General features: G+C 68.3%; 22 protein-coding genes. 13 read left to right on the top strand and 9 right to left on the bottom strand.

Going from position 1 to position 25,022, the window contains the following annotated elements:
• Positions 1-272: 272 nt before the first annotated feature.
• Both NP80_RS10435 and NP80_RS10430 read right to left on the bottom strand, forming a co-directional pair.
• Positions 273-731 (bottom strand): SRPBCC family protein, encoded by a 459-nt coding sequence (locus tag NP80_RS10435; RefSeq protein ID WP_006406197.1) that lies wholly within the window; start codon positions 729-731, stop codon positions 273-275.
• A gap of 140 nt (positions 732-871) precedes the next feature.
• Positions 872-2,335 carry an aminotransferase-like domain-containing protein gene (locus tag NP80_RS10430; RefSeq protein WP_006409300.1) on the bottom strand — a complete coding sequence of 488 codons (1,464 nt, stop codon included), beginning with the start codon at positions 2,333-2,335 and terminating at the stop codon, positions 872-874.
• A gap of 126 nt (positions 2,336-2,461) precedes the next feature.
• Between NP80_RS10430 and NP80_RS10425 the strand changes: the two genes are divergently transcribed.
• Positions 2,462-3,349: a DMT family transporter gene (locus NP80_RS10425; protein ID WP_006409288.1), complete on the top strand. Its 888-nt coding sequence runs from the start codon at positions 2,462-2,464 to the stop codon at positions 3,347-3,349.
• A 103-nt stretch (positions 3,350-3,452) separates the two neighbouring features.
• On the opposite strand, the gene lysA is transcribed toward NP80_RS10425, so the two are convergent.
• Positions 3,453-4,691 carry a diaminopimelate decarboxylase gene (gene lysA / locus NP80_RS10420; RefSeq protein WP_006406201.1) on the bottom strand — a complete coding sequence of 413 codons (1,239 nt, stop codon included), beginning with the start codon at positions 4,689-4,691 and terminating at the stop codon, positions 3,453-3,455.
• Between the two features lie 102 nt (positions 4,692-4,793).
• On the opposite strand from lysA, the gene NP80_RS10415 reads away from it, so the two are divergent.
• Both NP80_RS10415 and NP80_RS10410 read left to right on the top strand, forming a co-directional pair.
• A complete protein-coding gene (locus NP80_RS10415; protein ID WP_006409318.1) occupies positions 4,794-5,741 on the top strand; it encodes a LysR family transcriptional regulator in 948 nt (315 codons plus the stop codon).
• An 87-nt stretch (positions 5,742-5,828) separates the two neighbouring features.
• Positions 5,829-6,428: a GNAT family N-acetyltransferase gene (locus tag NP80_RS10410; protein ID WP_006409298.1), complete on the top strand. Its 600-nt coding sequence runs from the start codon at positions 5,829-5,831 to the stop codon at positions 6,426-6,428.
• Between the two features lie 60 nt (positions 6,429-6,488).
• Here NP80_RS10410 and NP80_RS10405 read toward each other — a convergent pair whose 3' ends face one another.
• Together NP80_RS10405 and NP80_RS10400 are read right to left on the bottom strand one after the other, a co-directional pair.
• A complete protein-coding gene (locus NP80_RS10405; protein ID WP_006396565.1) occupies positions 6,489-7,058 on the bottom strand; it encodes a DUF4142 domain-containing protein in 570 nt (189 codons plus the stop codon).
• A gap of 370 nt (positions 7,059-7,428) precedes the next feature.
• Entirely contained in the window at positions 7,429-8,052 is a 624-nt protein-coding gene (locus NP80_RS10400) for an HAD hydrolase-like protein (protein ID WP_006409312.1), read from the bottom strand.
• 228 nt (positions 8,053-8,280) lie between these two features.
• Here NP80_RS10400 and NP80_RS31740 point away from each other — a divergent pair, with 228 nt between their 5' ends.
• Together NP80_RS31740 and NP80_RS31735 are read left to right on the top strand one after the other, a co-directional pair.
• Positions 8,281-8,724 (top strand): GNAT family N-acetyltransferase, encoded by a 444-nt coding sequence (locus NP80_RS31740; protein WP_006409302.1) that lies wholly within the window; start codon positions 8,281-8,283, stop codon positions 8,722-8,724.
• 57 nt (positions 8,725-8,781) lie between these two features.
• A complete protein-coding gene (locus NP80_RS31735) occupies positions 8,782-9,000 on the top strand; it encodes a DUF1653 domain-containing protein (protein WP_006406207.1) in 219 nt (72 codons plus the stop codon).
• 24 nt (positions 9,001-9,024) lie between these two features.
• Here NP80_RS31735 and NP80_RS10385 read toward each other — a convergent pair whose 3' ends face one another.
• Positions 9,025-10,236: a winged helix-turn-helix domain-containing protein gene (locus NP80_RS10385; protein WP_006409290.1), complete on the bottom strand. Its 1,212-nt coding sequence runs from the start codon at positions 10,234-10,236 to the stop codon at positions 9,025-9,027.
• 455 nt (positions 10,237-10,691) lie between these two features.
• Positions 10,692-12,080 carry an MFS transporter gene (locus NP80_RS10380; protein ID WP_044582764.1) on the bottom strand — a complete coding sequence of 463 codons (1,389 nt, stop codon included), beginning with the start codon at positions 12,078-12,080 and terminating at the stop codon, positions 10,692-10,694.
• Positions 12,081-12,376: 296 nt separating this feature from the next.
• On the opposite strand from NP80_RS10380, the gene treA reads away from it, so the two are divergent.
• On the top strand, positions 12,377-14,095 hold the full coding sequence (treA, locus tag NP80_RS10375) for an alpha,alpha-trehalase TreA (RefSeq protein WP_006409301.1): 1,719 nt from the start codon (positions 12,377-12,379) through the stop codon (positions 14,093-14,095).
• Positions 14,096-14,206: 111 nt separating this feature from the next.
• On the opposite strand, the gene NP80_RS31315 is transcribed toward treA, so the two are convergent.
• A complete protein-coding gene (locus NP80_RS31315) occupies positions 14,207-14,551 on the bottom strand; it encodes a hypothetical protein (protein ID WP_162137808.1) in 345 nt (114 codons plus the stop codon).
• A 239-nt stretch (positions 14,552-14,790) separates the two neighbouring features.
• On the opposite strand from NP80_RS31315, the gene NP80_RS31415 reads away from it, so the two are divergent.
• Positions 14,791-14,928 carry a hypothetical protein gene (locus NP80_RS31415; protein WP_006406213.1) on the top strand — a complete coding sequence of 46 codons (138 nt, stop codon included), beginning with the start codon at positions 14,791-14,793 and terminating at the stop codon, positions 14,926-14,928.
• 116 nt (positions 14,929-15,044) lie between these two features.
• Positions 15,045-16,691, top strand: coding sequence for an NRAMP family divalent metal transporter (locus tag NP80_RS10370; protein WP_006409316.1), 1,647 nt, complete (start codon positions 15,045-15,047; stop codon positions 16,689-16,691).
• A gap of 80 nt (positions 16,692-16,771) precedes the next feature.
• On the opposite strand, the gene NP80_RS10365 is transcribed toward NP80_RS10370, so the two are convergent.
• Positions 16,772-17,668 carry a helix-turn-helix transcriptional regulator gene (locus tag NP80_RS10365; protein WP_006406215.1) on the bottom strand — a complete coding sequence of 299 codons (897 nt, stop codon included), beginning with the start codon at positions 17,666-17,668 and terminating at the stop codon, positions 16,772-16,774.
• 292 nt (positions 17,669-17,960) lie between these two features.
• On the opposite strand from NP80_RS10365, the gene NP80_RS10360 reads away from it, so the two are divergent.
• The 5 genes from NP80_RS10360 (at position 17,961) to sctD (ending at position 24,894) form a co-directional block, all read left to right on the top strand.
• Positions 17,961-18,794 (top strand): helix-turn-helix transcriptional regulator, encoded by an 834-nt coding sequence (locus NP80_RS10360; protein WP_006409313.1) that lies wholly within the window; start codon positions 17,961-17,963, stop codon positions 18,792-18,794.
• A gap of 284 nt (positions 18,795-19,078) precedes the next feature.
• Complete coding sequence (sctV, locus tag NP80_RS10355; RefSeq protein ID WP_035947929.1) at positions 19,079-21,268, top strand: type III secretion system export apparatus subunit SctV; 2,190 nt, start codon at positions 19,079-19,081, stop codon at positions 21,266-21,268.
• A complete protein-coding gene (sctS, locus tag NP80_RS10350) occupies positions 21,265-21,543 on the top strand; it encodes a type III secretion system export apparatus subunit SctS (protein ID WP_006396581.1) in 279 nt (92 codons plus the stop codon). The genes sctV and sctS overlap by 4 nt, the downstream gene beginning before the upstream one ends.
• Positions 21,543-23,579 (top strand): type III secretion system outer membrane ring subunit SctC, encoded by a 2,037-nt coding sequence (gene sctC, locus NP80_RS10345; RefSeq protein ID WP_006406218.1) that lies wholly within the window; start codon positions 21,543-21,545, stop codon positions 23,577-23,579. Before sctS ends, sctC begins: the two co-directional genes overlap by 1 nt.
• On the top strand, positions 23,560-24,894 hold the full coding sequence (gene sctD, locus NP80_RS10340) for a type III secretion system inner membrane ring subunit SctD (RefSeq protein WP_045593432.1): 1,335 nt from the start codon (positions 23,560-23,562) through the stop codon (positions 24,892-24,894). Before sctC ends, sctD begins: the two co-directional genes overlap by 20 nt.
• Positions 24,895-25,022 lie beyond the last annotated feature (128 nt).

Genomic DNA, 25,022 nt, shown 5'->3' with positions numbered 1-25,022 from the left:
ATCACGGTCGGCACGCCTGCCTCTTCCAACGCGCGCGCAGTCGCGCGATCGCAAGCGTTCCGGAAGCGGCGGGGCGGCATCCCTTCGGCATCAGCCGCATCGCAGCGTCGATGCGATTTTCCTTTGCCTCGCGCACCGGCCACGCAGGCGCGTAGGGCGAGCGCTGGGGCTGTCGGCCTGCGGATGCAGTCGGAATGTGGCGCGATTATGGCGGGCGCCGCGCGCCGCGCGCCGCGCAACGGCGGTACGGCAGCGTGCGGCGCGCGCCGGTGCTACGGCCGCGACGGCAGCGCTTCAGCCTCCGCCCAGCGCTTGAACGAATCGAGACGCCGGCGCGTGTGCACCAGATAGAACGCCGCGATCAGCGGCTCGAGCAGCCAGCGCAGCCAGGTCGGCTGCGCGCGGAAGCTGTAGGTGAATTTCACCTCGGTCGAGCCTGCCGTGCGTTCGGTGAAGTTCCAGATGCCGCTGAAGCGTTCGAGCACTTTCGGGCCATCGACCATTTCGATGGCCGCGACCTGCGGCGGCCGGTACGCCACGTAGCGCGACACCATCGTCGCGCCCGACTGGCTGCGGCAGAACGCGTCGACGCCGACCTCGACGGTCGTCTCGTCGAGCAGGTACGCGTCGGCGAGGAAGCTGTCCCATACGAGTCGCCGCCCGTAGTCCTGCGACCACGTGAAGAGGCGTCTGCGATCGACGCCGACGATGCGACTGACAGAGATTCTCATGACGGCGACCGAAACCGGATGGACGGGAAGGGATGGGGACGAAGCCGAGTGTAGCGCGCCAAAATCGCGCCGTTGTTCAGATTTCGTCAAGTCGAGCGCGGGTTTCATCGATACAGCCCCGCGCGCCGTCGACTGCGCGACTACGCAGTATCGTGCCGCTCGGCCGTGCGCGCTCCAGCCGTCGACGCGCGCGTCGCATCCATCGCACGCGCGAGCGCGTCGAACACTGCCGGCTCCTTGCAGCGCGACACGTTGAAGCGCAGATACGACGTCGCGCCATGCGACACGCTGAACACGTTGCCGGGCGCGAGCACGACATCGTCGTCGAGCGCATGCCGCGCGACGCGCGCGGCATCGAGCCCGTCCGGCAACTGCGCCCACACGAACAGGCCGCCGCGCGGCTCGGTCCAGACCGCGAGCCCCGCGCGTGCGAGCCGGCGGATCGTTTCGCCCATCGCATCCGCCAGACGCGCACGCAGACCGTCCAGATGGCGCCGATAGGTGCCGTCGACGAGCAGCCGGTGCACGACGTTCGCGCCGATCTGCGCATGGCCGAACGATGTCGCCAGCTTGAGGTCGACGAGCGCGTCGATCCACTCGGGCCGCGCGGCGACGTAGCCGCAGCGGATCGCGGCCGACAGCGTCTTCGAGAAGCTGCCGATCGATACGACGCGCTGCAGCCCGTCGAAGGCGGCGAGCCGCGGCGCGGGCGTGCTTTCGAAATCCGCGAAGATGTCGTCCTCGACGATCAGCAGCCCGTGATCGGCCGCGAGCGTCAGCAGCCGGTGCGCGACGGGCGGCGACAGTGTCGCGCCCGTCGGATTGTGCAGCGCGGCGTTCGTGATGTAGAGGCGCGGGCGGTGCTCGACGAGCGTCTGCTCGAAGCGCGCGAGATCGGGGCCGTTCGGCGTGTACGGCACGCTGACGATCCGCGCGCGATGCGCGCGCAGCAGCGCCTGGAAATTGAAATAGCAGGGATCGTCGAGCACGACCGTGTCGCCCGGTTCGAGCAGCAGCCGGCAGACGAAATCGAGCGCCTGCGTGCCGCTGTCGGCGAGCATGATCTGCGCGGGCTCCGCGTGGACACCGTGCTGCGCGAGACGCCACGCGAGCTGCTGACGCAGCGCGGGCAGGCCGGCGGGCGTCGCGTAATCGGTCAGTGCGTCGGACTCGTCGCGCGACGCGGCGCGCAGTGCACGGCGCAGGCTTTCGTCGGGCAGCCACGACGACGGCAGCCATCCGCAGCCGGGCTTCATCGCGCTCGGCAGCGATTCGAGCGACTGACGCGTCAGCCATAAGGGATCGAGCTCGCGGTCGAGCCGCGGGCCGAGATCCGCCAGGGCGAGCGGCGGCGCGTGCCCCGACACGTAGAAGCCCGAGCCGCGGCGTGCGACGAGCACGCCTTCGCTCGCGAGCCGCTCGTATGCGTCGACGACGGTCGACTTCGACACGTGCAGCGCGTCGGCCATCATGCGGATCGACGGCACGCGCGCGCCCGGCATCAACGTGCGGCTCGAGATGCGTGCGCGCAGCGTATCCATCACGGTTTCGACGCGCGTGCGCGACGCGGCGGGCGGAGCCGGGTTCGGGGCGGAACGGATCATGGTCGGCGGTGAACTGTACGGCCGGTTGTCCAGTACAGTTTGTCGGAATTGTATTGCGGTGTAGCTTACGCGCATTTCACGCGTGGCGGATCATCGGTCATCCACTTTTCCCGTTCAGGATGTGCCGTGCAAAAAACGACCGACGGATGGCTCAGCGGGCTGCTGGGCGTGATCATATTCAGCGGCTCGCTGCCCGCGACGCGTGTCGCCGTGCAGGGGCTCGACCCGCTGTTCCTGACGTTCGCGCGCGCGACGATCGCGGGCGCGCTCGGGCTGTTGCTGCTGGGCGCGCTGAAGCAGAAGCGGCCGACGCGCGGCGAAGCGGCGTCGTTGCTGGTCGTGGCGCTTGGCGTCGTGATCGGCTTTCCGCTGCTGACCGCGCTCGCGCTGCGGCATGTGACGTCCGCGCATGCGATCGTGTTCGTCGGGCTGCTGCCGCTCGCGACCGCGCTGTTCGGCGTATGGCGCGGCGGCGAACGGCCGCGCGCGCCGTTCTGGGCGTTCTCGCTGCTCGGCAGCGGCGCGGTCGCCGCGTTCGCGTTGCGCAACGGCGGGCAGGCGTCGGCGCTCGGCGATGCGCTGATGCTCGCCGCGATCGTCGCGTGCGGGCTCGGCTATGCGGAAGGCGCGCGGCTGTCGCGCGATCTCGGCGGCTGGCAGGTGATCTCGTGGGCGCTCGTGCTGTCGCTGCCGCTGATGCTGCCGCTCGCATGGATCACGCGGCCCGCGACGTTCGACGGCATCGATACGGCTGCGTTGTGGGGGCTCGCTTACGTGTCGCTGTTCAGCATGCTGATCGGCTTCGTGTTCTGGTATCGCGGGCTCGCGCTCGGAGGGATCGCGGGCGTCGGCCAGTTGCAGCTGCTGCAGCCGTTCTTCGGGTTCGTGCTCGCGGCCGGCGTGCTGCACGAGACGGTGCCGCCGTCGATGGTGGCCGTGACCGCGATCGTCGTCGGTTGCGTCGCGGGCGCGAAGTATTTTTCGAAGGCGGTGCCGGTGCAGCGCGCGGGGTGATGGCGCGGCACGCGTACGGGCAGGGTGCGGCCCGCCCGCCGAAAAGCAAAACAGCCACACTCGCCCGCATCAGCGAGTGTGGCCGTACGTCGTCGCGCGCGCCTTATTCGAACGTTTCGAGCGCGAGCAATTCGCCGATCGTCTGCCGGCGGCGAATCAGCCGCGGCGTGCCGCGATCGACGAGCACTTCCGGCGCGAGCGGCCGGCTATTGTAGTTCGACGACATCGATGCGCCGTACGCGCCCGCATCGTGCAGGAACAGCAGGTCGCCGATCTGCGGCTGCGGGAGCTTGCGGTGCGTGACCACGCCGCCCGCGTCCTGCGTAAACACGTCGCCCGATTCGCACAGCGGCCCCGCGATCGCGATGTCGACCTGCGGCCGCCCTGCGGGCAGCGCACCGTCGTGCGCATGCACGGACACCGCGTGATAGCTGCCGTACATCGCCGGACGCATCAGGTCGTTGAAGCCGGCATCGATCAGCACGAAGTCGTGCTTCGGCCGGCGGTTGACGGCCTGCACTTCGGTGACGAGCGTGCCGGCTTCGGCCACCAGGAAGCGGCCCGGCTCGATCTCGATGCGCACCGCGTGGCCGAGATGGCGTTCGATGCGCTTGCGCGCGGCGTCCCATTGACGGAAATAGTGATCGACATCGACGCGCGGCTCGCCGTCGCGATACGGAATCGACAGCCCGCCGCCCGCGGAGATCGCGTCGATGTCGTGGCCGAGCGAGGTGACGAGGTCGACCATCGCGTCGCACACCTGCGACAGATGACCGTAGTCCACGCCCGAGCCGATGTGCATGTGGATCCCGACGAGCTTCAGCCCGTACTGACGCACGAGCGCGATCGCGCGCGGCACGTCGTCGATCCAGATCCCGTGCTTGCTCTGCGGACCGCCGGTATTGGTCTTGTTGCTGTGCCCGTGACCGAAGCCCGGATTTACACGTAGCCACACGCGGTGGCCCGGCGCATGCTGGCCGACGCGCTCGAGCATGTCGAGCGAGCCCGCGTTGACGGTCACGCCGTGCTTCAGTACGGCCGAGAGCGTCGGACGATCGACGAGATCGGCGGTGAACACGACGCCTTCGGGCTCGCCCGCCGGGCTGAAGCCGGCCGCGAGGCTGCGCTCGATTTCGCCGAGCGACACGGCGTCGACGCACGCGCCTTCGTCGCGCATCAGCTTCAGGATATGGACGTTCGAGTTCGCTTTCTGCGCATAGCGGATCACGTCGAACTGGCGCAGTTGCGCGATGCGGTCGCGAATGATGTCGGCGTCGTACACCCACAGCGGGGTGCCGTATTGCTGCGCGAGCGCAGCGAGCTGGCGGGAATCGAGGGACATGACGGATGGATCGGTCGAATGAACGGACAGTCGCGATGATGCGCGCAATCTGCTATGCAGTAAAATGCCGATTTATCGACATTCAATTCATTCGGGATATAGGTGGCTTCGCTCACGCATCGTCATATCGAGGTGTTTCGCGCGCTGATGCTGAGCGGCAGCACGACGCGCGCGGCCGAGATGCTCTATACGTCGCAGCCGACGATCAGCCGCGAGCTTGCGCGGATGGAGCAGATCGTCGGCTTCGCGCTGTTCGAGCGCACGCACGGGCGGCTGCGGCCGACGATGGCCGCGCTCACGCTGTTCGACGACGTTCGGCTCGCGTATGTGGGGCTCGAACGCGTCGCGGCGACGGCCGCGCGGCTGCGCGAGTTTCGCGACGGCCAGCTGTCGGTGATTGCGCTGCCCGCGTTCGCGCATGCGATCCTGCCGGGCGCTTGCCGGCGCTTTCGCGATGCGCATGCGGGCGTCAGCGTATCGGTCGCGACGCAGGAGTCGCCGGTGCTCGAGGAGTGGTTGACCGCGCAGCGTTACGACGTCGGACTGACCGAACACGACGTCGCGCCGCCCGGCACGTTGCTGACGCCGCTCCTGGAGGTGGACGAGGTCTGCGTGCTGCCGGACGGCCATCCGCTGCTCGCGCGCAAGGCGATCGATCTCGCCGATCTCGCCGATCGCCCGTTCGTCAGCCTGTCGCTGAACGATCCGTACCGCGTCATGATCGACGATGCGTTCGCGCAGCTCGGCGTCGCGCCGCGCTCGGTCGTCGAGACGCCGTCCGCCGTGTCGGTCTGCGCGTTCGTGCGGCAAGGGCTCGGCGCGGCGATCGTCAATCCGCTGACCGCGCTCGATTTCGTCGGCCGCGACCTGCACGTGCGGCCGCTCACGCGTTCGTTTCCGTATCGCGTCAGCGTGATCGTCCCCGAGCACCGACCGAAAAGCCTGCTCGTCGATGCGTTTGCCGACGCGCTGCGCGGCGAAGCGACGGCGATTCGCGAGCGGCTTGCCGCGCATCTCGGCGCACGTGCCGCGCATGCACCACGTGTGTAAGGCCGCGATGCGGCCGTCACGCGACGCTCGTATGATCGCGGATGTGCCGTCCCTGCCGACCCTGTCGTTACTTCAACGGAATCCATCATGACCGATGCCTCGCCGCTGCTCGAACAACCGACACTGACCGGGCCGCGCGTCGAACTGCGTCCGCTCGCGACGGCCGATCGCGATGCGCTGCTGGACGCCGCCGCGGACGGCGCGCTATGGAATCTGAAGGTGACGGTCGTGCCCGACGCGCAGACGATCGACGCCTATCTCGCGACCGCGCTGGACGGACGCGCGACGGGCACCGTGATGCCTTATACGATCGTCGATCGCGGCTCGGGCCGTGTGGTCGGCAGCACGCGCTTCTGGAAGATCGACCGCCGCAATCGCAAGCTGGAGATCGGTCATACGTGGCTGAGTGCGTCGATGCAGCGCACGCACGTGAATACCGAAGCGAAGTGGCTGCTGCTGGCGTATGCGTTCGACACGCTGCGCTGCGTGCGCGTGCAGTTCACGACCGACGAACTGAACGAACGGTCGCGCGCCGCGATCTTGCGGCTCGGCGCGAAGCAGGAAGGCATCGTGCGTCACGAGCGCATCATGCCGGACGGCCGCAAGCGCAATTCGGTGCGCTTCAGCATCATCGACGACGAGTGGCCTGAAGTGGATGCGCGACTGCGCGCGAAGCTCGGGACGTAACTCGGGACGTAAACGCGCGCGCCGCGCCGCGGGCACGACGCGGCGGCGCGGGGCATCGCGTTACTGCGCCGATGCGAGATGGTGGCGTTGCGCGAGCTTCTGCGCGTCCGCGTAGTGGGCCTGCAGGATCGGCAGCGCCTGACGCGCGACTTCCTTCAGCTTCGCATCGCGGCCCGATGCGATCTCGGCCTGGAAGGCGGAGATCGTCTTCTGCTGCCCCGCGAGCGCGACCTGCTCGATGTATGCCTTGTCGAACTCGGCGCCGCGCAGGCTCTTGATGCTGTTCAGCACGGTCGTGTCCGGGTCGTTGGCCGGCACGTCGACGCCGCGCGGGCTCGCGGCGCGCATCGCCTGAATGATCTTCTCGTCGTCGGTCGACACGCGCTGCGCGAATGCCTTCACCTGGCTGTCCGACGTGCGCGCGTCGGCGATGCGTGCCGCGTCGTGCTGCGTCGAAACCGTCTTCGTGCCGTCCGTGATGAACGCCTGGTCGGCTTCGTGGATGCGCGTCGTCGCGGCTGCGGGTGCGGACGCGGCCGGCTGAGCGGTCTGGGCGGTCGCCGTCGCGGCGACGAGAAGCAGGCCAACGGCAGACAGGGCGAGGCGCGAAACGGGGGAGAAGCGGTTCATGGGACCTCCTTTCATCGGGGCTCTGATTGAACGACGGATCGCGTGATCCGATGCTGTGCGAGAGACCGGGCATGCGCCCGGGCCGGCTTCGGCCGCCGCTCTGCCGCGGCGCCGGTCGAAGCGATCACCGGCCCGACCGATTCTAGGAGGCCGTGCGTGTCGCAGGTGCAACGGTGCTGTGGCTTCTGTAACGGATGGTAAGACCGCGCGATGCGTGTCGGCGATATGTCGGTAGCGTGTACCGCCGCGCGTCGCGCAACGGAAATTTTTTCGTGCGCGATGCGCGGCCAAGATTGCGCGTGCAACATGGCGCGCAGCATGCGGCGATCCGCTGAACGCGTGTGCTTGCGCGCGCATTGCGCGCGAGCGATCACACGCGATCGAGCAGCGCGTCGAGATGCGGCAGCAGCGGCGTCGCGCAGTGCGGCTGCAATGCGTGCGGCGCCGTGTAGCCCCACGCGACGCCCTGGAACGCGATGCGCGCGCGACGCGCGGCGTCGGCATCGCGGATCTCGTCGCCGACGTACAGCATCTGGTCCGCGCGCACGCCGGCTTCGCCCGCGAGCGCACGCAGCCGACGCGCCTTGCCGAACAACGGAATCCCGCATGCGAAATGATCGACACGCGCAGCGGCGTGCGGGCCGAGCCGGTCGCGCACGACGTCTTCGGCATTCGACGTCGCGATCGCGATGCGGATGCCGCGCGCAGCGAGCGCATCGAACGTCGTCTCGACACCGGGAAACAGCGCGACGTGTGCGATACGTGCGCGCATCAGTCGACGCATGTCGATCGTCACGCGCGGCACCTTCCACACCGGTACGTCGAGCGCACGCACGATGTCGCGCGCGGACATCGTGCGCAGCGTCGCGCGCATCGCGGGATCCGCATCGCGAAACCCGTGCAGGCGCGACGCATCGGACAGCGCCGCGAGAAAGCAGTCGAGCGAATCGGCAAGCGTGCCGTCGAAGTCGAAAGCGACGAGCCGGTACGTCATCGCGTGTAGGCGGTCGGTGGGCGGGTTGCGTGCATGGGAAGTGCGTGCGCTGGCACGGCGGAAGGGACGGGGTGTCGGTGCATGTGTGCCGGGTCGGTGTCGATCTGCGGCGGCACGGCGTGCCGCGCCGCCATGGTAGCCGATCGCGACGGCCGGCGACGGGCGCTTGTCGCGCACGGCGCGGCGCGGTATCGTCGACGCTTCGTTCCGTGATGCCGGAGAACCGCCGTGCCTGCTGCTGCCGATGCCACGCTCAGATTTTCGACCGACAAGCGCGAACTCGACGTCGACGCGATCTTCGATTTCCTGCATCGCGACGCGTACTGGTCGAAAGGCATTCCGCGCGACGTCGTCGAGCGCGCGATCGAGGGGTCGCTCTGTTTCGGCGCGTACGTCGGCGATCGCTTCGTCGGATTCGCGCGGCTCGTCACCGACCATGCGACGTTCGCGTATCTCTGCGACGTGTTCGTGCTGCCGGCCGAGCGCGGCCGCGGCTATGGCCGCGCACTGATCGATCACGTGTTCGCGCAGCCGATGCTTGCGCAGCTGCGCCGGATCATGCTCGTGACGTCGGACGCGCACGCGTTGTATCGCACGGTCGGTTTCGAGGCCATCGCGCATCCGGAGCGCGTGATGGAGATCCGCCGCCCCGACATCTACACGAAACGCTGACGCGCGGCACCGCGCATACAATACGCGCTTTCCGATTTGCCGAAGGGAGCGCCCGCCATGACCGAACAGGAAGCCGAACAGCTCGCGACGCACCGCCATTACAAGGGCGGACTGTATCGCGTGATCGGTGTCGCCCGTCACTCCGAAACCGAGGAATCGCTCGTCGTCTACGAGCACCTGTGGCCGCATGCGCGCGGTCTGTGGGTGCGTCCGGAAACAATGTTCAACGAGACGCTGCCGGACGGCACGCCGCGTTTTCGCAAGCTGCGCGACTGAATTGCCGCGGCGTTCGACTCGCCGTCACGCATCGCGCAGCGCGCGCGCCAGTTCGGGCGGCGCGTGCGCGACGGTGATCTGCGGCGTGCCGTGCCAGGCCGCGAGTTTTCTGACGGCTTTCGCGACATCGGCCGCGAGCCCGCTGCCGACGCGCACGCCAGGCTCGATATGCACGGACTTCAGCTCGAACGTGCCGAGCGCGCGATGCGCTTTCGCGTCGACGCGGCCGATCAGGCGGCCGCGATGCAGCACGGGCAGGCAGAAATAGCCGTAACGCCGCTTGTGCGCGGGCGTATAGCACTCGATCGTATAGTCGAAGTCGAACAGCGTCGCCGCGCGGCGACGATCCCATACGACCGGATCGAACGGCGACAGCAGCGTCGTGACGGTCGAGCGCAGCGTGTCGGCGGCCGCCGCGGGCAGCAGCGCCTCGAGCGAACGATGCACGTAGGCCGGTTCCTTCCAGTCTGCAACCTGCACCGGAATCAGCTCGCCGGCCTGCGCGAGCCGTTCGAGTTCCGCGCGATACGAGCGGCGCGGCAGCCGGTAGTAATCGGCGACCCAGTCCGCGCGGACGATGCCGAGCGCGCGGCACGTGTAATCGAGCAGCGTCGGCAGCACGGCTTCGCGCGGCGGCAGGTCGCGCGCGTCGTCCCAGTCGGGCAGCACGCGTTCGCGCACGTCGTAGATGCGCTGGAAATTGCGGCGCTCGGCGACCATCAGATCGCCGGTCGTAAACAGCACTTCGAGATGCCGCTTCTCCGGCTTGCGGTCCCACCATCCGTTGCCTTTCATGCCGTCCGCGCGCACGAAATCGGCTGAGCGCACCGGGCCTTCCGAGCGAATCCTGTCGAGCAGCCGCGCGATCTCGTCGCGGTGCTGCGCATGCCAGTCGGCCGCGTATTTCCATCCCATTCCGGACGGATCGAGCATCTTGTAACGCATCAGCCCGAATTGCTCGACGGGCAGGAAGCACGCTTCGTGCGACCAGTATTCGAACAGCCGCGCTTCGGCCAGATGTTCGTCGAGCCATTGCGGCCGGAACGCGCCGAGGCGGCCGAACAGCACGAGATAGGGGCTGCGTGCGACGACGTGAATCGTATCGATCTGCAACTGCGCCATGCGGCGGATCGTGTCGAGCACGTCGGCCTTGGTCGCCTTGCGGCGCGGCGGCGTGAGCAGGCCCTGCGCGGCGAGATGCAGCGCGCGGGCGGCGGCAAGCGAGAGGGTGGGCATCGAAGCGATCGGGAGCGGAGTCGGCAACGCGTACATCGTAAGCGGAGTTTGCCTGCGCGTGGTATGGCCGGTGATTCGGCGGTAAGCCGTGGGCGCGACAGCCGCCACGCCCGATCGTGCACCACTTCAATCGCGTCGCACCGCGCACGGCGTAGCCGACACGCATCTGACAATGCTTGACAGATGCATCCGCAAACATTCCCTATAGTGCAGGACATGGCGCGACGACAAACGCGCAACGATTCCGCTTCCGACGCACATATGTCCATGGCACGCAGGAAGCGAATCCGGGTGTCTCAACCCCCAACGAGAAGCCCGGAGCCCTGAGCGGATATCCACACGGCTGTGCACCGGCCCCATGTGGATGTCCGCTGATTTTTTCCGATTCCGTTTCTGCAGCGAGCGCGTTCGAGCGTTCGAGCGTTCGGCGTTCGGCCGCTCGCCCGTGCGGGCGTCTACTGCCGCTTGCCGCGCGCGACTTCGTCGCCGGCACCGGGCGGCAGCCGGCGCGTGATCGGAATCGATGCGAACGAGCACAGCCCGACCACGACGAACGCCGGCCAGAAATCCGACCACACCATCGCCTGATGGCCCTGCAGCCAGTGCGACAGATGCAGCACGAGACCGGCGACCGTCACGCCGAGCCCGAGCGACATCTGCTGCACGACGCTGCCGAGGCTCGTCGCGCGACCCGCGTCGCGCGGCGAGATGTCCGCGTAGATCATCGAGTTCAGGCTCGTGAACTGCAGCGCCGGGAAAATCCCGCCGACGAGCACGATGACCCAGATCGCCCACGTCGGCATGCCCGGATGGAACACGCCGTACGCGGCGATCGCGAGGCCCGCGAATGCGGCGTTGTAGATGAGCACGGTACGAAAGCCGAAGCGGCGCAGCGTATGCGTGGCCGTCGAGCGGCTCACGGCGCCGCCGAGCGCCGACGCGCAGGTGATCAGCCCCGAATGGAACGCGCTCATGCCGAGTCCTTCCTGCAGCGCGAGCGGCAGCAGGAACGGCACCGCGCCGAGCCCGATGCGGAACAGCGACCCGCCGACGACGCTCGCGTGGTACGTCGGAATCTTCAGGAAGCTCAGATCGAGCACCGGCCGTTCCTTGCGCCGCGCGTACGGCACGTAGAGCGCGAGCAGCACCGCGCCGGTCGCGCACATCGCGAGCGCGTTCGTGCGCGTCGTCAGCGCACCGTCGATCAGCGTGAGCCCCATCAGCAGCAGCGCGGCGCCGCTTGCCGAGAGCAGGAAGCCGAACCAGTCGAGCGGCCCCGGATCGGGCTCGTGCGTGTTCGCGATGTGCCGCGTCGCGAGGTAGATCCCGTACAGACCGATCGGCACGTTGATGAAGAAGATCATCCGCCAGTGCAGATATGTCGTGATGAAGCCGCCGACGAGCGGCCCGACGGTCGGCCCGAACAGCGCGGGAATCGCGAGGTAGTTCATCGCGCGCACGAGATCGGAGCGCGGCACCGCGCGGAAGATGATGATCCGGCCGACCGGCACCATCATCGCGCCGCCGACGCCCTGCACGAAGCGCGCGAACGTGAGCAGGCCGAGAGAATTGGATGCGGCGCAGAGCAGCGAGCCGGCGACGAAGATGCCGATGGCGGTGCGGAACACCGCGCGTGCGCTGAAGCGGTCGGCGAGCCAGCCGCAGATCGGGATGAACACGCCGAGGCCGACCACGTAGGCCGTGATCGCGATGTTCAGCGTGACGGGGTTGTGCCCGAAGTCCCTCGCCATCGCGGGCAGCGCGGTGACGATGATGTTCGCGTCGACGCTTTCCATGAACAACGCACAGGCAACGATGAGCGGTGCTAGGAAGACGGGCGACATGGGCTGGGCGCGCGGTAAAGGCGCCATTATGCCCATATTGTTGTCGCCGCGTCACGTACGACAACGCTTGTTCCGCATGTTGCAATAGTCGTTCCTGCACCGCGCGCGGAAAAAGGACGACTGCGCGCGCAACCTGCGCCGCCGCGCTCGGAGCTTGCACGCCGCGGACGTTTCATGCGACAGTCGATCCACTCTGCTTCAACATCACGACGCGCATCGCTCGACGGCCATCGAGACGGGCGCGCACGCGACGAGACCATGCCGATCCACTCACCATCGAAAGGAGGGGACACGCCATGACGTCACGTCGTGCCGAATCGATCGTATCCGCCGCATCGACTGCATCGCATTGCGCGCCGGCCGCGCCCGCCGCGCCGCGCGTTCGCTGGGCCGCCGCGCTGGCGGTCGCCTATCTGGCCGTTGCCGGCTGCGCCGCGCAGGCGGACAGCGCCAACCACGCCGCAACCCAGTTGGCCGCGTCGCCCGCGGCGACGGTGCCGAACGCGACGGCGGCCACGCTGCTGCCGCCGCCGAGCCAGCTGTACGGCGACCTGTTCGTCGCGGTGCAGACGGCCTCGGTCTATCCGGACCAGAAAACCTTCGTCGATGCGACGCCGGACACCGATCCCGCGACGATCATGCAGTTGTATCAGCAACAGAAAGCGCAGCCGGGTTTCTCGCTGAAGGCATTTGTCGAGCAGCACTTTACGCCGCCGGCGCAAGGCGGCGTGACGCCGCCGCCGAACCAGACGCTGCGCGAGCATATCGACTGGCTGTGGCCGCAGCTCACGCGCACGACGACGACGGCGCCACCGTACAGCTCGCTGATCCCGATGCCGAAACCGTACGTGGTGCCGGGCGGCCGTTTCCGCGAAGGCTATTACTGGGACACCTATTTCACGATGCTCGGGCTGCAGGTGTCGGGCCGCGAGGATCTCGTCGACGACATGCTCGACAACTTCGCGCATCTGATCGATACGGTCGGGCACATCCCGAACGGCAATCGCACGTACTACGCGAGCCGCTCGCAGCCGCCGTTCTTCGCGTACATGGTGACGCTCGCCGCGCAGGCCGAGGGCGACAAGGTCTATCAGAAATATCTGCCGGCGCTGCGCAAGGAATATGCGTACTGGATGCAGGGCGAATCGACGACGCCGCGCGGGCAGGCCGCACGCCACGTGGTCGCGATGCCGGACGGCGCGGTGCTGAACCGCTACTGGGACGCGAGCGACACGCCGCGCGACGAATCGTATCTGGAAGACGTGACGACGGCGAAGGCGGCGTCGGGCCGTGCCGCGAACGACGTGTACCGCGACCTGCGGGCCGGCGCGGAGAGCGGCTGGGATTACAGCTCGCGCTGGCTCGGCGACGGCAAGACGCTCGCGACGATCCGCACGACGTCGATCGTGCCGGTCGACCTGAACAGCCTGATGTTCCATCTCGAACGGACGATCGTGAAGGGCTGCACGGTCACGCACGACGTCGGATGCGTGATCGACTTCTCGGGCCGCGCGGCGCGGCGCGCGCTCGCGATCAATCGCTGGCTGTGGAATCGCGGCGGCTACTACGGCGACTACGACTGGCAGCTGCGCAAGCCGCGCGACGGCGTGACGGCGGCCGCGCTGTACCCGCTGTTCGCGGGCGTGGCGTGGCCCGAGCGCGCGAAGGCGACGGCGCGCCAAGTGCGCAAGACGCTGCTGCAGCCCGGCGGTCTCGCGACGACGACCGAGACGACCGGCCAGCAATGGGATGCGCCGAACGGCTGGGCGCCGCTGCAGTGGATCGCGATCGAGGGGTTGCGCCGCTACGGCGAGCCGGCGCTCGCGAAGGACATCGGCACGCGCTTCCTGGCCGACGTGAAGCACGTCTACGCGACCGAGGGCAAGCTCGTCGAGAAATACGTCGTCGAAGGGGCCGGGCAGGGCGGCGGGGGCGGCGGCGAATATCCGCTGCAGGACGGCTTCGGCTGGACCAACGGCGTCACGCTGAAGCTGCTCGAAATGTATGGCGAGTGACACGCGCACGGCCGCCGCGCGGCGGCCGTGCCGTTGCTTTCGCGCATCGCGCGCAGCGCGCCGCCGACACCCGATGAAAGGTTTCGGCGCGCATTTTCGCGGTCGAATCTTTCAGTGCGGCGCGCATGGAAAATTATTTCGTGAAACCCGTCCGCGCGGGGTTGACTTCACTTTCCGCCGGTCCATAGAATCCAGCATCTTCACTCTTGGGGCCGCCGCCTTGGACGCCTGCAGTAGTCGATCTTCGAACCAAATTTCCGCCTGAGCGACCGACGTCCGCGCCTCATCGAAGCCGCCGTTTGTCTCTCGGGCAAACGGTGCGCGCAGCAGTATTTCGCAGCAACTCCTTCGTGCACCCTGATTCGCGCCGGCCGGCGTGATGCGTTCGCGCATGCGCAGTCCGGTTTCAACGCCGCCCGGCAGGCGGCCGCGTTCGCGCATGCGTCGTTTTCGCATCGCGTGCGCGGCCCGCGCGCCGGACGGCGGTCAACCGTGTTCGTCCGAACACCGTACAGGAGCCGCCATGAACGACAGCGACAGTTGTCCCTTATGCCCGTTGCAAGCACAGACCCTTTTGAATCGGGGTCGCAGGGACACGCCGGCCCGCTAGCCTGACCGCTCGTTCAGGCCCTGGACTGGCGCCCGCACCCCACGACGCGGCCGGCACGCATGCCGACGCCGCACGGAGCCAGACCATGAACTTCGGCCTTCTGCTGTCGACCTTTCCGCGCGTCGAAGAATCGCGCGCCCACTACGACGCGATGCTCGCGCTCGATGCGCGCCCGCGTCCGCTTGCGCGCCTGCTCAATCGCCTGGCGTCGCTGATCCGCTGACCGACCGCGCCGAGCATGCCTCGGCATGCGCACGGACGCCGCCGCGAAGCCGCCGTCCCGCGCGCATGCCAAGGTCACACGCTCACCGGATAACCCTTAGTCGTACGGAAGTCATCATGTCCACACCCTCCAACGTTTCTTCGCCGATTGCCGCCGAGCGCAGCGCGGTGCTCGACGAAGCCCATCTCGGCGACATTCGCGGCGCGCTCGGCACGATCGCGCATCACGACACGGGCGCGCGCGGCACGTGGTGGGCGCGCCTGCGCACGCTGCTCGCGATCATCGGGCCCGGGCTGATCGTGATGGTCGGCGACAACGACGCCGGCGCGTTCGGCACCTATACGCAGGCCGGGCAGAACTACGGCACGACGCTGTTGTGGACGCTGCTGCTGCTCGTCCCCGTGCTGTACGTGAACCAGGAGATGGTGCTGCGGCTCGGCGCCGTGACGGGCGTCGGGCACGCGCGGCTGATCTTCGAGCGCTTCGGCAAGTTCTGGGGCGCATTCAGCGTGATCGACCTGTTCCTGCTGAACGCGCTGACGATCGTCACCGAGTTCATCGGCATCACGTTCGTGCTCGCGTTCTTCGGGCTGCCGAAGGTGGCCGGCGTCTGCGTCGCCGCCGCGCTGACGATGGCCGCGGTGAGTACCGGCGACTTCCGGCGCTTCGAGCGTTTCGCGGTCGGCCTCTGCGCGCTGAGCCTGCTGCTCGTGCCGGTGCTTGTGTCGATCCATCCGCCCATGTCGCAGATGACGCGCGATTTCTTCGTGCCGAACTGGCCCGCGCACGCAAAGCTGTCCGACGTGATGCTGCTCGTGATCGGCATCGTCGGCACGACGGTCGCGCCGTGGCAGCTGTTCTTCCAGCAGAGCTACGTGATCGACAAGCGGATCACGCCGCGCTTCATGAAGTACGAGAAGGTCGATCTGTGGATCGGCATTGCGTTCGTGCTGATCGGCGCGGTCGCGATGATCGGCTTCAGCGCCGCGCTGTTCCACGGCCATCCGGAAGCGGGCGGGTTCACCGACGCGGGCGGCGTGATCGCGGGCCTCGAAAAATATGCGGGGCGCACGAGCGCCACGCTGTTCGCGATCGCACTGCTCGATGCGTGCATCATCGGCGCGGCGGCCGTGTCGCTGTCGACGGCCTATGCGATCGGCGACGTCTTCAAGATCCGTCATTCGCTGCATCGCGGCGTGTCGGACGCGAAGGGCTTCTATCTCGTGTACTTCGCGATCGTCGCGGCGGCCGCCACGCTCGTGCTGATTCCCGGCAGCCCGCTCGGGCTGCTGACCGAAGCGGTGCAGACGCTCGCGGGCGTGCTGCTGCCGAGCGCAACCGTGTTTCTGCTCGTGCTCTGCAACGACCGTCAGGTGCTCGGCCCGTGGGTCAACTCGACGAAGCTGAACGTGTTCACCGGCGCGGTCGTCTGGGTGCTGGTGCTGCTGTCGATCATCCTGACCGCGTCGGTGATGTATCCCGACATCAGCGGCGAAGCGATCGTCGACGTGCTGGTGGGCGGCACGGTGCTCGCGATTGCGGGCTATCTCGCGACGGTGCTGTTCCGCCGCAATCGTCGCGTCGTCGAGCCCGGCATCGACCGCGCGGCGCGCGCGACCTGGCGCATGCCGCCGCTCGATACGCTCGAGCCGCAGCACATGACGCTCGCGACGCGAATCTGGATGGGCGTGCTGCGCGGCTATCTCGTGGTCGCGGTCGGGCTCGTGATCGTCAAGGTCGTGCAGATGACGCTGCTCAAGTAGCGCGGGCCGACACAGCGGCGCATGCCGGCCCGCGCGGCCGGCATCGTCGTTGCGCTGCGCGCACGCTCAACGCGCGCGTATCAGATCAGCTCGAGCTTCGACGTCAGGTACGTGAGCTGAATCCGGTTCGCGACGCCGAAGCGCTTGCGCAGTTTTCTCAGGTGGTAGTCGACGTTGTGCGCGCTGGTGTCGAGCCGCCGGCCGATTTCCTTGTCCGATGCGCCTTCCGCGATGCCGATCAGCAGTTCCTGCTCGAACGGCGTGAGCCCGTTGACGGCGCGCTCGCGCGACGTCGCGATCAGCTGCGGCGACGCGAACTTGTGCACCGACAGCCCGATCGACAGCGCCTGCTCGACGGTGGCGGGCGTGATCCACTCGCGCGTGCGGCGCGGCGCGGTGAAGCTCATGAACGCGTGCAGCCGCGTGCCGGGCACCGCCATCGAATACATGATGCCGCTGCACATTCCGTCGTCCTGCATCGTCTGCAGGAAGCCGTCGAGCGCGGCCGGTGCGTCGGACGCATCGTCGTCGCGCGGCTGATGATCGCGGCGCAGCTGCTGCAGGTCCCATACGATCGGCATGTTGCAGACGCGCGCACCGAGCGTGCGCGGATCGACGTCGTGATGGTTGTGCCGCACGTAATCGCCGCGATACGTCGACGGTGTGAACGCTTCATGCAGATACAGACTCTCGACGCGCTCGTGCGCAAACTCGAGCGCGAAATAGGCAAACGTCGAGAAACCGGTCAGATGCAGCAGGCTCGTGACGATCCGGTTGCGCTCGGCCGTGCTTTGCGCGTGGGCGAGCGTGTCGGCGACGCCGAGCTTCGGCGCGTTCGGCTGCGCGACGTCGCCGCGTCGCACATCGTCGCACCACACGACCTGCACCGGGCGCTCGCGCCGGGCGGACACGCGTGCATGCGGCCGGCCGGCAAGGGTTGAGGCGACTGCTTCTTCGTGCAACGCAATATCGGACATGAGCCATCCCTCGGAATCGACGCGCAGCGCGCAGGACGGCCGTGTCGTGCACGGCGGGCGGCGGTGCGATCGAAGCATCGTATTGATAGGCGAATCGTGATCCTGACGAAACGCGGGGGCATTGTACAAAAATGCCGGTGTGCGCGTAATATGCCGTAATACTAATTTCGGCGAAAGGTTGCGGTGTGCCGATTCGATAAACGCACGCCCGTTCCCAAGACCGAAAAATCACGACAAAAAGACCATGACGTGACGGGGCTTGATTCACATATTGGGAAAGGGTGGGCTCCTCATGACACATGCTGACGGCGCGCCACGCGTCGAATGGTTCACGCACGCCGATATTGCGGCAGCCGCCGCTTATTCGAATGGGATTCCCGCGATCGAACGCGACGTTTTTACCGGCATTCAATTCGGATCCGGTAAAAGCGACCTGAGCGCAATCGATTTTTCGCCATACCATGCGCGCCTGCGGCAAATCGGTTTCAGTACGCTCGGTTATGGCGCGTATGAAATGATCGGCCGGCGCATTCTCTGCGCGCATCTGCTGCGCGATCTCGCGCCGCCGTCGTTCATGCAGCCGTATATCGAAGGCGCGCTGTACGAAAGCGATCCGCGTTTCGCGCAGGTGCGGCAAAGCGGCTTTCCGGTCGCGTGGCGGCTCGACGAGATCGAGGCGGCCGCGCAGCGCGGCGGCGATCGCAAGGTGCTCGCACTCGCCGGTCACTTGCGTGCGCACGCAATGAACAGCGGCGTGATCTTCAGCCTGTCGGCGCCGCGGCTCGATCTGCGCGTCGCCGTGAACCTGACGTCCGAGACGCACGGCACCGACTGGATCGACGATCGCGTGATCGGCGGCGCGCTGGCGGTGAGTCTCGCCGTGCATCGCATCGCGCTGCCGTTTCTCGAAGCGCGCGTCGCGCGCATGCGCGGCTTCGCGCTCGGCGACGAGCAGCAGCAGGTGCTCGAACGGCTCGTGCACGGGTTGTCCGACCAGGAGATCGCGAGCGCGCTGCGCACGTCGCTGCACAAGGTCGGCCATCACATCCGCTCGCTCGAAAAACTGTTCAACGTGCAAAATCGCGCGCAGCTCGCGTACCTCGCGGCGCGCCGGCTGTCTTCGTGAGCCGGCGCTGACGCGCCGCGCCCTCCCGCACCGGGCCGCCGCGGCCCGCCGCGGCCCGCCGCGCCGCGCGGCGCGATGGAAGCGGTTCCGCGGCGCCGTCCGACTTCGCGCCGCGGCGTTTCGTAGTCGTACCTTCAGACGATTCGGCCTGCCGCCCGCGCGCTACGAGGCGCGCCCGTTTTTCCCCCTTTTCCCGTCGCTACACTCGTCGCATTCGATGCACCGCGCAGGCGGGGGCTGCGATTGCCCGCGCCTGCCGCCCATAACGACAGGACGACGGCACGATGGCAGAACCGAAGGCGCTTCCCCGCGACTGGCAGCGGATGTTTTCCGTCGGCCGCGGCGTGTCCGGACATCGCCGGATCGGCGCCTCGCCGCGCGCCGATCTGTTTCTGGCCGCCTTCATCGTCGCGGTCGTCGCGCTGTTCATCCTGCCGTTGCCGCAGGCCGCGCTCGACGGGATGATCTCGCTGAACCTGGCCGCAAGCGTCGTACTGCTGACGGTGTCGACCTACGTGCCGTCGGCGGTCAGCTTCTCGTCGTTTCCCGCGCTGCTGCTGTTTACGACGCTGTTCCGGCTCGCGCTGAACATCGCGTCGTGCAAGCTGATCCTGCTGCACGCGAACGCCGGTCACGTGATCGACGCGTTCGGGCGGCTCGTGGTCGGCAACAACGTCGTCGTCGGCGGTGTCGTGTTTCTCGTGATCGCCGTCGTGCAGTTCATCGTGATCGCGAAAGGCTCGGAGCGCGTGGCCGAGGTCGGCGCGCGCTTTTCGCTCGACGCGATGCCGGGCAAGCAGATGAGCATCGACGCGGATCTGCGCGCCGGCATCATCAGCGCGGACGAAGCGCGCGAGCGCCGCGAGAAGCTCGAGCAGGAATCGCAGATGCACGGCGCGATGGACGGCGCGATGAAGTTCGTGAAGGGCGACGCGATCGCCGGCCTCGTGATCGCGTTCATCAACATCGTCGCGGGCATCGCGGTCGGCACGCTGATGCACGGCATGGACATCGGCACCGCGCTGCAGCGCTACGCGATCCTGACGGTCGGCGACGGCATGGCGTCGCAGATTCCGTCGCTGCTCGTGTCGATCGCGGCCGGTATCGTGACCACGCGCGTCGCGACGCGCGACGCGCGGCAGCGCCAGCTCGGCGAGCAGCTGGGCGAACAGCTCGGCGCGCATCCGCGCGCGCTGCTGATCGCGGCGCTCGTGCTGGCCGGCTTCCTCGTCGTGCCCGGTTTCCCGAAATGGTCGTTCGCACTGATCGCGGTGGCGCTCGGCGCGTTCGCGCTGACGCAGCTCAAGCGCAGGACGACCGCACCGAGCTTCAACCTGATCCACGTGGCCGGACGCGTCGGCGCGGCCGACGACGGGCAGCCGGCGAAGGTGTCGCACGCGGCGGGCGTCACGTCGCTGATCGCGGTGTCGCTGGCCGACGATCTGCGCAGCGCGCTGAACCTCGCGCAGCTGCAGGCCGCGCTGTCGAACGCGAAGGCGCGCGTCGACGCGGACATCGGCACGGTGTTCCCGCGCATCACGCTGAACGACGACGAGCGCGCGCCGAACGGCACGTACCGCATCTATCTGCAGGACGTGCTCGCCGCGCACGGTGCACTGAAGCCGGGCTGGCTGCTGTGGGACGGCGTCGCGCCGCTGCCCGAGCGCGCGGAGCGTCAGCCGGCCGAAGCGTTCGGCCCGTTCGCGACGGCACTGTGGGTCAAGCCGGACGGCGCGCCGCCGGACGGCAAGTGGCTGACGAGCGAGGCGGCGCTCGCCGCGCACGTCGAGCAGATCGTGCGCGGGCACGCTGACGAACTGCTCGGCATCCAGGAGACGCAGGCGCTCGTGCATCTGGTGCGGCGCGATCACCCGGAGCTTGTCGGCGAGCTGACGCGGCTCGTGCCGCTGCAGCGCGTGACCGAGGTGCTGCGCCGGCTGCTGGCCGAGCAGGTGCCGATCCGCAATCTGCGCGTGATCTTCGAAAGCCTGATCACGTGGGCGCCGAACGAGCCCGACGACGTGATCGCGCTCGTCGAACTCGTCCGCGTCGACCTGCGCCGGATGATCACCGACCGCCACGCGGGCGCCGCGCGCCAGCTGCGCGTCGTGCTGTTCGAGCAGAACCTGCAGGAGCGCATCGAGAACGCGGTGATGCGTACGAAGCAGGGCAATTTCCTTGCGCTGTCGAGTGCCGTGAAGCAGGACATCGGCGAGCAGGTGCGCGCGATCGTGCAATCGGCGCACGCGAGCGGCGCGCACGGCGCCGCGCGGCTCGCCGTGATGGTCGCGCTCGGCGCGCGGCGCTACGTGAAGACGATCCTGCAGCCGATGCTGCCCGATCTTCCGGTGCTGTCGTATCAGGAGATCGAGGAGGACGTGCAGCTGCATACGGTCGGCTGGGTGAAGAACCCGCCGGACGACGGCACGGCCGGCGCCGGCGCCGACGTGCGTACACCGGGCGTCGCGCAATGACGAGCTCGACGATCCTCGATCTCACGCGGCAGGCGCTGATGCTCGTGCTGCTGCTGTCGCTGCCGATCGTGCTGATCGCGACGGTCACGGGCCTCGTCGTCGCGATCCTGCAGGCGGTCACGCAGGTGCAGGACGCCAACATCGGGATCGCGGTGCGGCTGATCGCGGTGATGGTCGCGCTGGTGCTGCTGTCCGGCTGGCTCGGCAGCGAGGTGTTGCGCTTTGCGCAGCAGGCGCTCGAACGGATGTTCGTTTCTTCCACAGGAGTGTTTTGATGCGTCGACGCGTCGTCCCGATCCGGTTTCAGCCGCGCAGCCTGCCGCGCGCGGCGCTCGCGATGTGCGCGAGCGCGCTGCTTGCGGCGTCGCTCTGCATGACGATCGCGCAGCCCGCGCGCGCGGCCGACCTGCGCTGGCGCAACAAGCCGTTCACGATCGTCGCGAACGGCAAGAAGATCGGCGACTTCATTCGCGAGCTCGCGTCGTCGCAGGGCGTGACGGCCGTCGTCGATCCGAAGGTCGACGGCGTGATCAGCGGGCGCTTCTCGGGCACGCCGCAGCAGACGCTCGACACGATCTGCTCGACGTACGGACTCACGTGGTACTACGACGGCTCGTTCCTCTACGTCGATCCGGCCGACCAGTCGCAGACGCAGATGATCCCGATTCCGCCGAACGCGGGCGGCGAGATCGGCCGCGCGCTGCAGGCGATGCAGATTCCCGACAAGCGCTACACGCTCGTGATCAACGATCGCGCGAACAGCGTGTACGTGGCCGGCCCGCGCCGCTACGTCGAGCTCGTGCGGCAGGCGATCGGCAGCGTCGGCGATCCGTCGGCGAACGGCCAGCACGCGGACATCCGCGCGTTCCGGCTCAAGTACGCGTGGGCGTCCGACTTCACGATCAATCGCTCGGGCAAGGAAGTGACGGTGCCGGGCGTCGCGACGATCCTGCGCCGGCTGTTCGGCAAGGGCGGCGGTACTGGCCCGATGCCGACGAGCGCGCCGCTCGGCCAGGCCGCGCGGCAGGTGAAGCTCGGCTCGGGGCTGACGATCGCGGTGCCGCGCCTCGAATTCCCCGATCTGTCGGGCGGCCCGCGCAGCGGCGGCTACGGCGGCGAATCGGCCGCGGGCAGCGCGTTCTCGCCGTTCGCGAGCGGCGGCGACACGCTGCCGCAGATCGAGGCCGATCCGGCGATCAACGCGGTGATCGTGCGCGACCTGCCGGAGAACATGTACCGCTACCAGTCGCTGATCGCGCAGCTCGACGAGCGGCCGCGGATCGTCGAGATCAACGTGACGATCATCGACATCAACGAGGATTCGCTCGACAGCCTCGGGATCGACTGGCGGCTGCACACGACGCACGGCGACGTGCAGATCGGCAACGGCGCGAACCCGCTGAACGGCAATACGCAGTACAACGGCGCCGGCAATCCGCCGCTGACGTTCGGGATCGGCGCGAGCGAGTCCGGGCAGACGGGCACCTTCATGCCGACCGGCATCGCGCTCACCGCATCGATCGGCGGATCGCTGCGCAACTACCTGCTCACGCGCGTAAATGCGCTCGCGCAGAAAGGGCAGGCGCAGCTGCATTCGAAGCCGAAGGTGCTCGCGCTCGACAACACCGAGGCGATTCTCGAGAACCTCACGCAGTTCTACGTGCAGGTGCAGGGCTATCAGGATTCGTCGCTGTACAGCGTGACGACCGGCACGAGTATCAAGGTGACGCCGATGATCGTCGACGATGCGATCCGCAATGCGGCCGCCGTGTCGGGCCGTCCGGAAAGCGTGATGATGTCGATCGACATCCAGGACGGCAACATCGTGCCGGGGCAGGCGGTGTCGAACGTGCCGGTGATCCAGCAGCGCAACATCGTCACGAAGACGATGATCGACGAAGGCAAGAGCCTGCTGATCGCGGGCTTCAACGACGACGAGGTGCGCCTGAACAAGAGCGGCGTGCCCTGGCTGTCCGACATTCCGCTGATCGGCAACCTGTTCAAGTACACCGACAAGTCCGGCAACCACATGGAGCGCTTCTATCTGCTGACGCCTCGCGTGGTGTCGAGCGCGTCGATGTACGCGCCGGACGGCTCGCCGGTGAATCCGGGCGTCGATGCGCCGGCCGACCCGAACGGCGTGTCGATGTACCGGCCGCCCGACAACGACATCGCGGTGCCGCTGACGCCGCGCCCGCTGCCCGGCACGAAGTTCGGGCCGCCCGCGTTGCCGCCGCCCGCCCAGGACGCGGCGTCGCAGCCGATGGCGACGACCGCAGGAGCGTCCGTCCATGTCGACGAGCATCATTGAACCGCACGGCGACGGCGCATTGCCCGGCGGGGCGGGCAGCGGCGCGGCCGCGCCCGCGTCGCCGTGGAATCTGTGCTTTCTGAGCGGCCCGATGTACGGCCGCACGATGTCGCTCGCACGCGGCGCGAACTGGGTCGGCACCGCGGCCGACTGCGAAGTGATCCTGCCCGATCGCGAGATCGGCGCGAAGCAGGTGTGCCTGCAGGTCGGCGCGCTCGCGGTCACCGTGCAGAACCACGGCGGCGACACGGGCGCGCCGGTGCTGCTCAACGACGAACCGCTCGGCAGCGGCCGTCGGTCGCTGACGCCGCAGGACGTCGTGACGGTCGGCTCGATCCGTTTCGGCATCGCGCGGCACGCGCAGGCGAGCGTCGCGGTGCCCGACGACACCGGCGCGCCCGACGTCGCGCCCGCCGCACCGTGGCTCGGCTGGCTGACGGGCGGGCTGCGCCGGCTTGGCAGCCGCCGGCTCGTCATCGCGCTGGTCGCGCTCTGGGTCGGCGTGCTGCTCGGCGCGCTCGGCTACGGTTTCGTCGCTTGGTCGGGGCGCCTGCCGTGGCAGCACGAGTCGGTGCTCGCGCGCACGCACCGGTTGCAGCGGCTGCTGCACGCCTATCCGGAACTCGCGGTCGCGCCGCGCGACGACGGCGTGATCGTATCGGGCTACGTCGCCGATCCGGCCGCGCGCGAACGCGTCGCGCAGATCGTGGCGGGCGTCGACAACGCGGCGCTCGGCACCGTCTACGTGGTCAGCGATCTCGTCGCGACCGCGCAGACCTATTTCAGCGACACGGCGCTGACGGTCGCGTATCTCGGGCGCGGCCGCATCGAGCTGACCGGCACGGCGCCGCGCGCGCAGCTCGAGCCGCGCATCCGCAACTACATGAAGGACGCGCGGCCGGCGCTCGAAGTCGTCGACCACGTGCGCGACGCGCAAGCCGACGCACCGCGCACGACGACGACGCTCGGCGGCTCGGCCGGCATCCCGGAGATCACGACGGTGTTCGCCGGCGACGGCGACCAGCGCTATATCGAGACGGTCGACGGCAGCCGCTATTTCGAGGGCGCGCGGCTGAAGGAAGGGCCGACGGTCGTGTCGATCGGGCCGGACGAAGTCGTGTTCGAGCGCAACGGCCAGCGCATCACGATGCCGCTCGGCGGCACGTCGGCCGGTGCGCCGGCCCGCGTGCCGGCGCCGCCCGTGCCGCCTCTGGCAAGCGGCGCGGCGGCCGGCATCGCGCAGCCGATGCCGGGCCCGACGCTGCTGCCGCAGGCGCGACCGGCGTCGGCCGTGACGAACGACGCGGCGCATTAGCGTCGCGGCAGATCATGCGCGCCGCGCGGCGAGCGCGGCGCGGGCATGACGCGGCACGCCGCAACGGTGCGGCAGGCCGTGTGAGCCGGGGCGGCATGGGGCCGCCGCCGGACGAAGGTGAACTTCAC

The sequence above is a fragment of the Burkholderia multivorans ATCC BAA-247 genome (assembly GCF_000959525.1).
Taxonomy (GTDB): domain Bacteria; phylum Pseudomonadota; class Gammaproteobacteria; order Burkholderiales; family Burkholderiaceae; genus Burkholderia; species Burkholderia multivorans.
The sequence above is the reverse complement of the archived record's forward strand: the minus strand, read 5'-3'. Positions and strand labels throughout refer to the sequence as shown.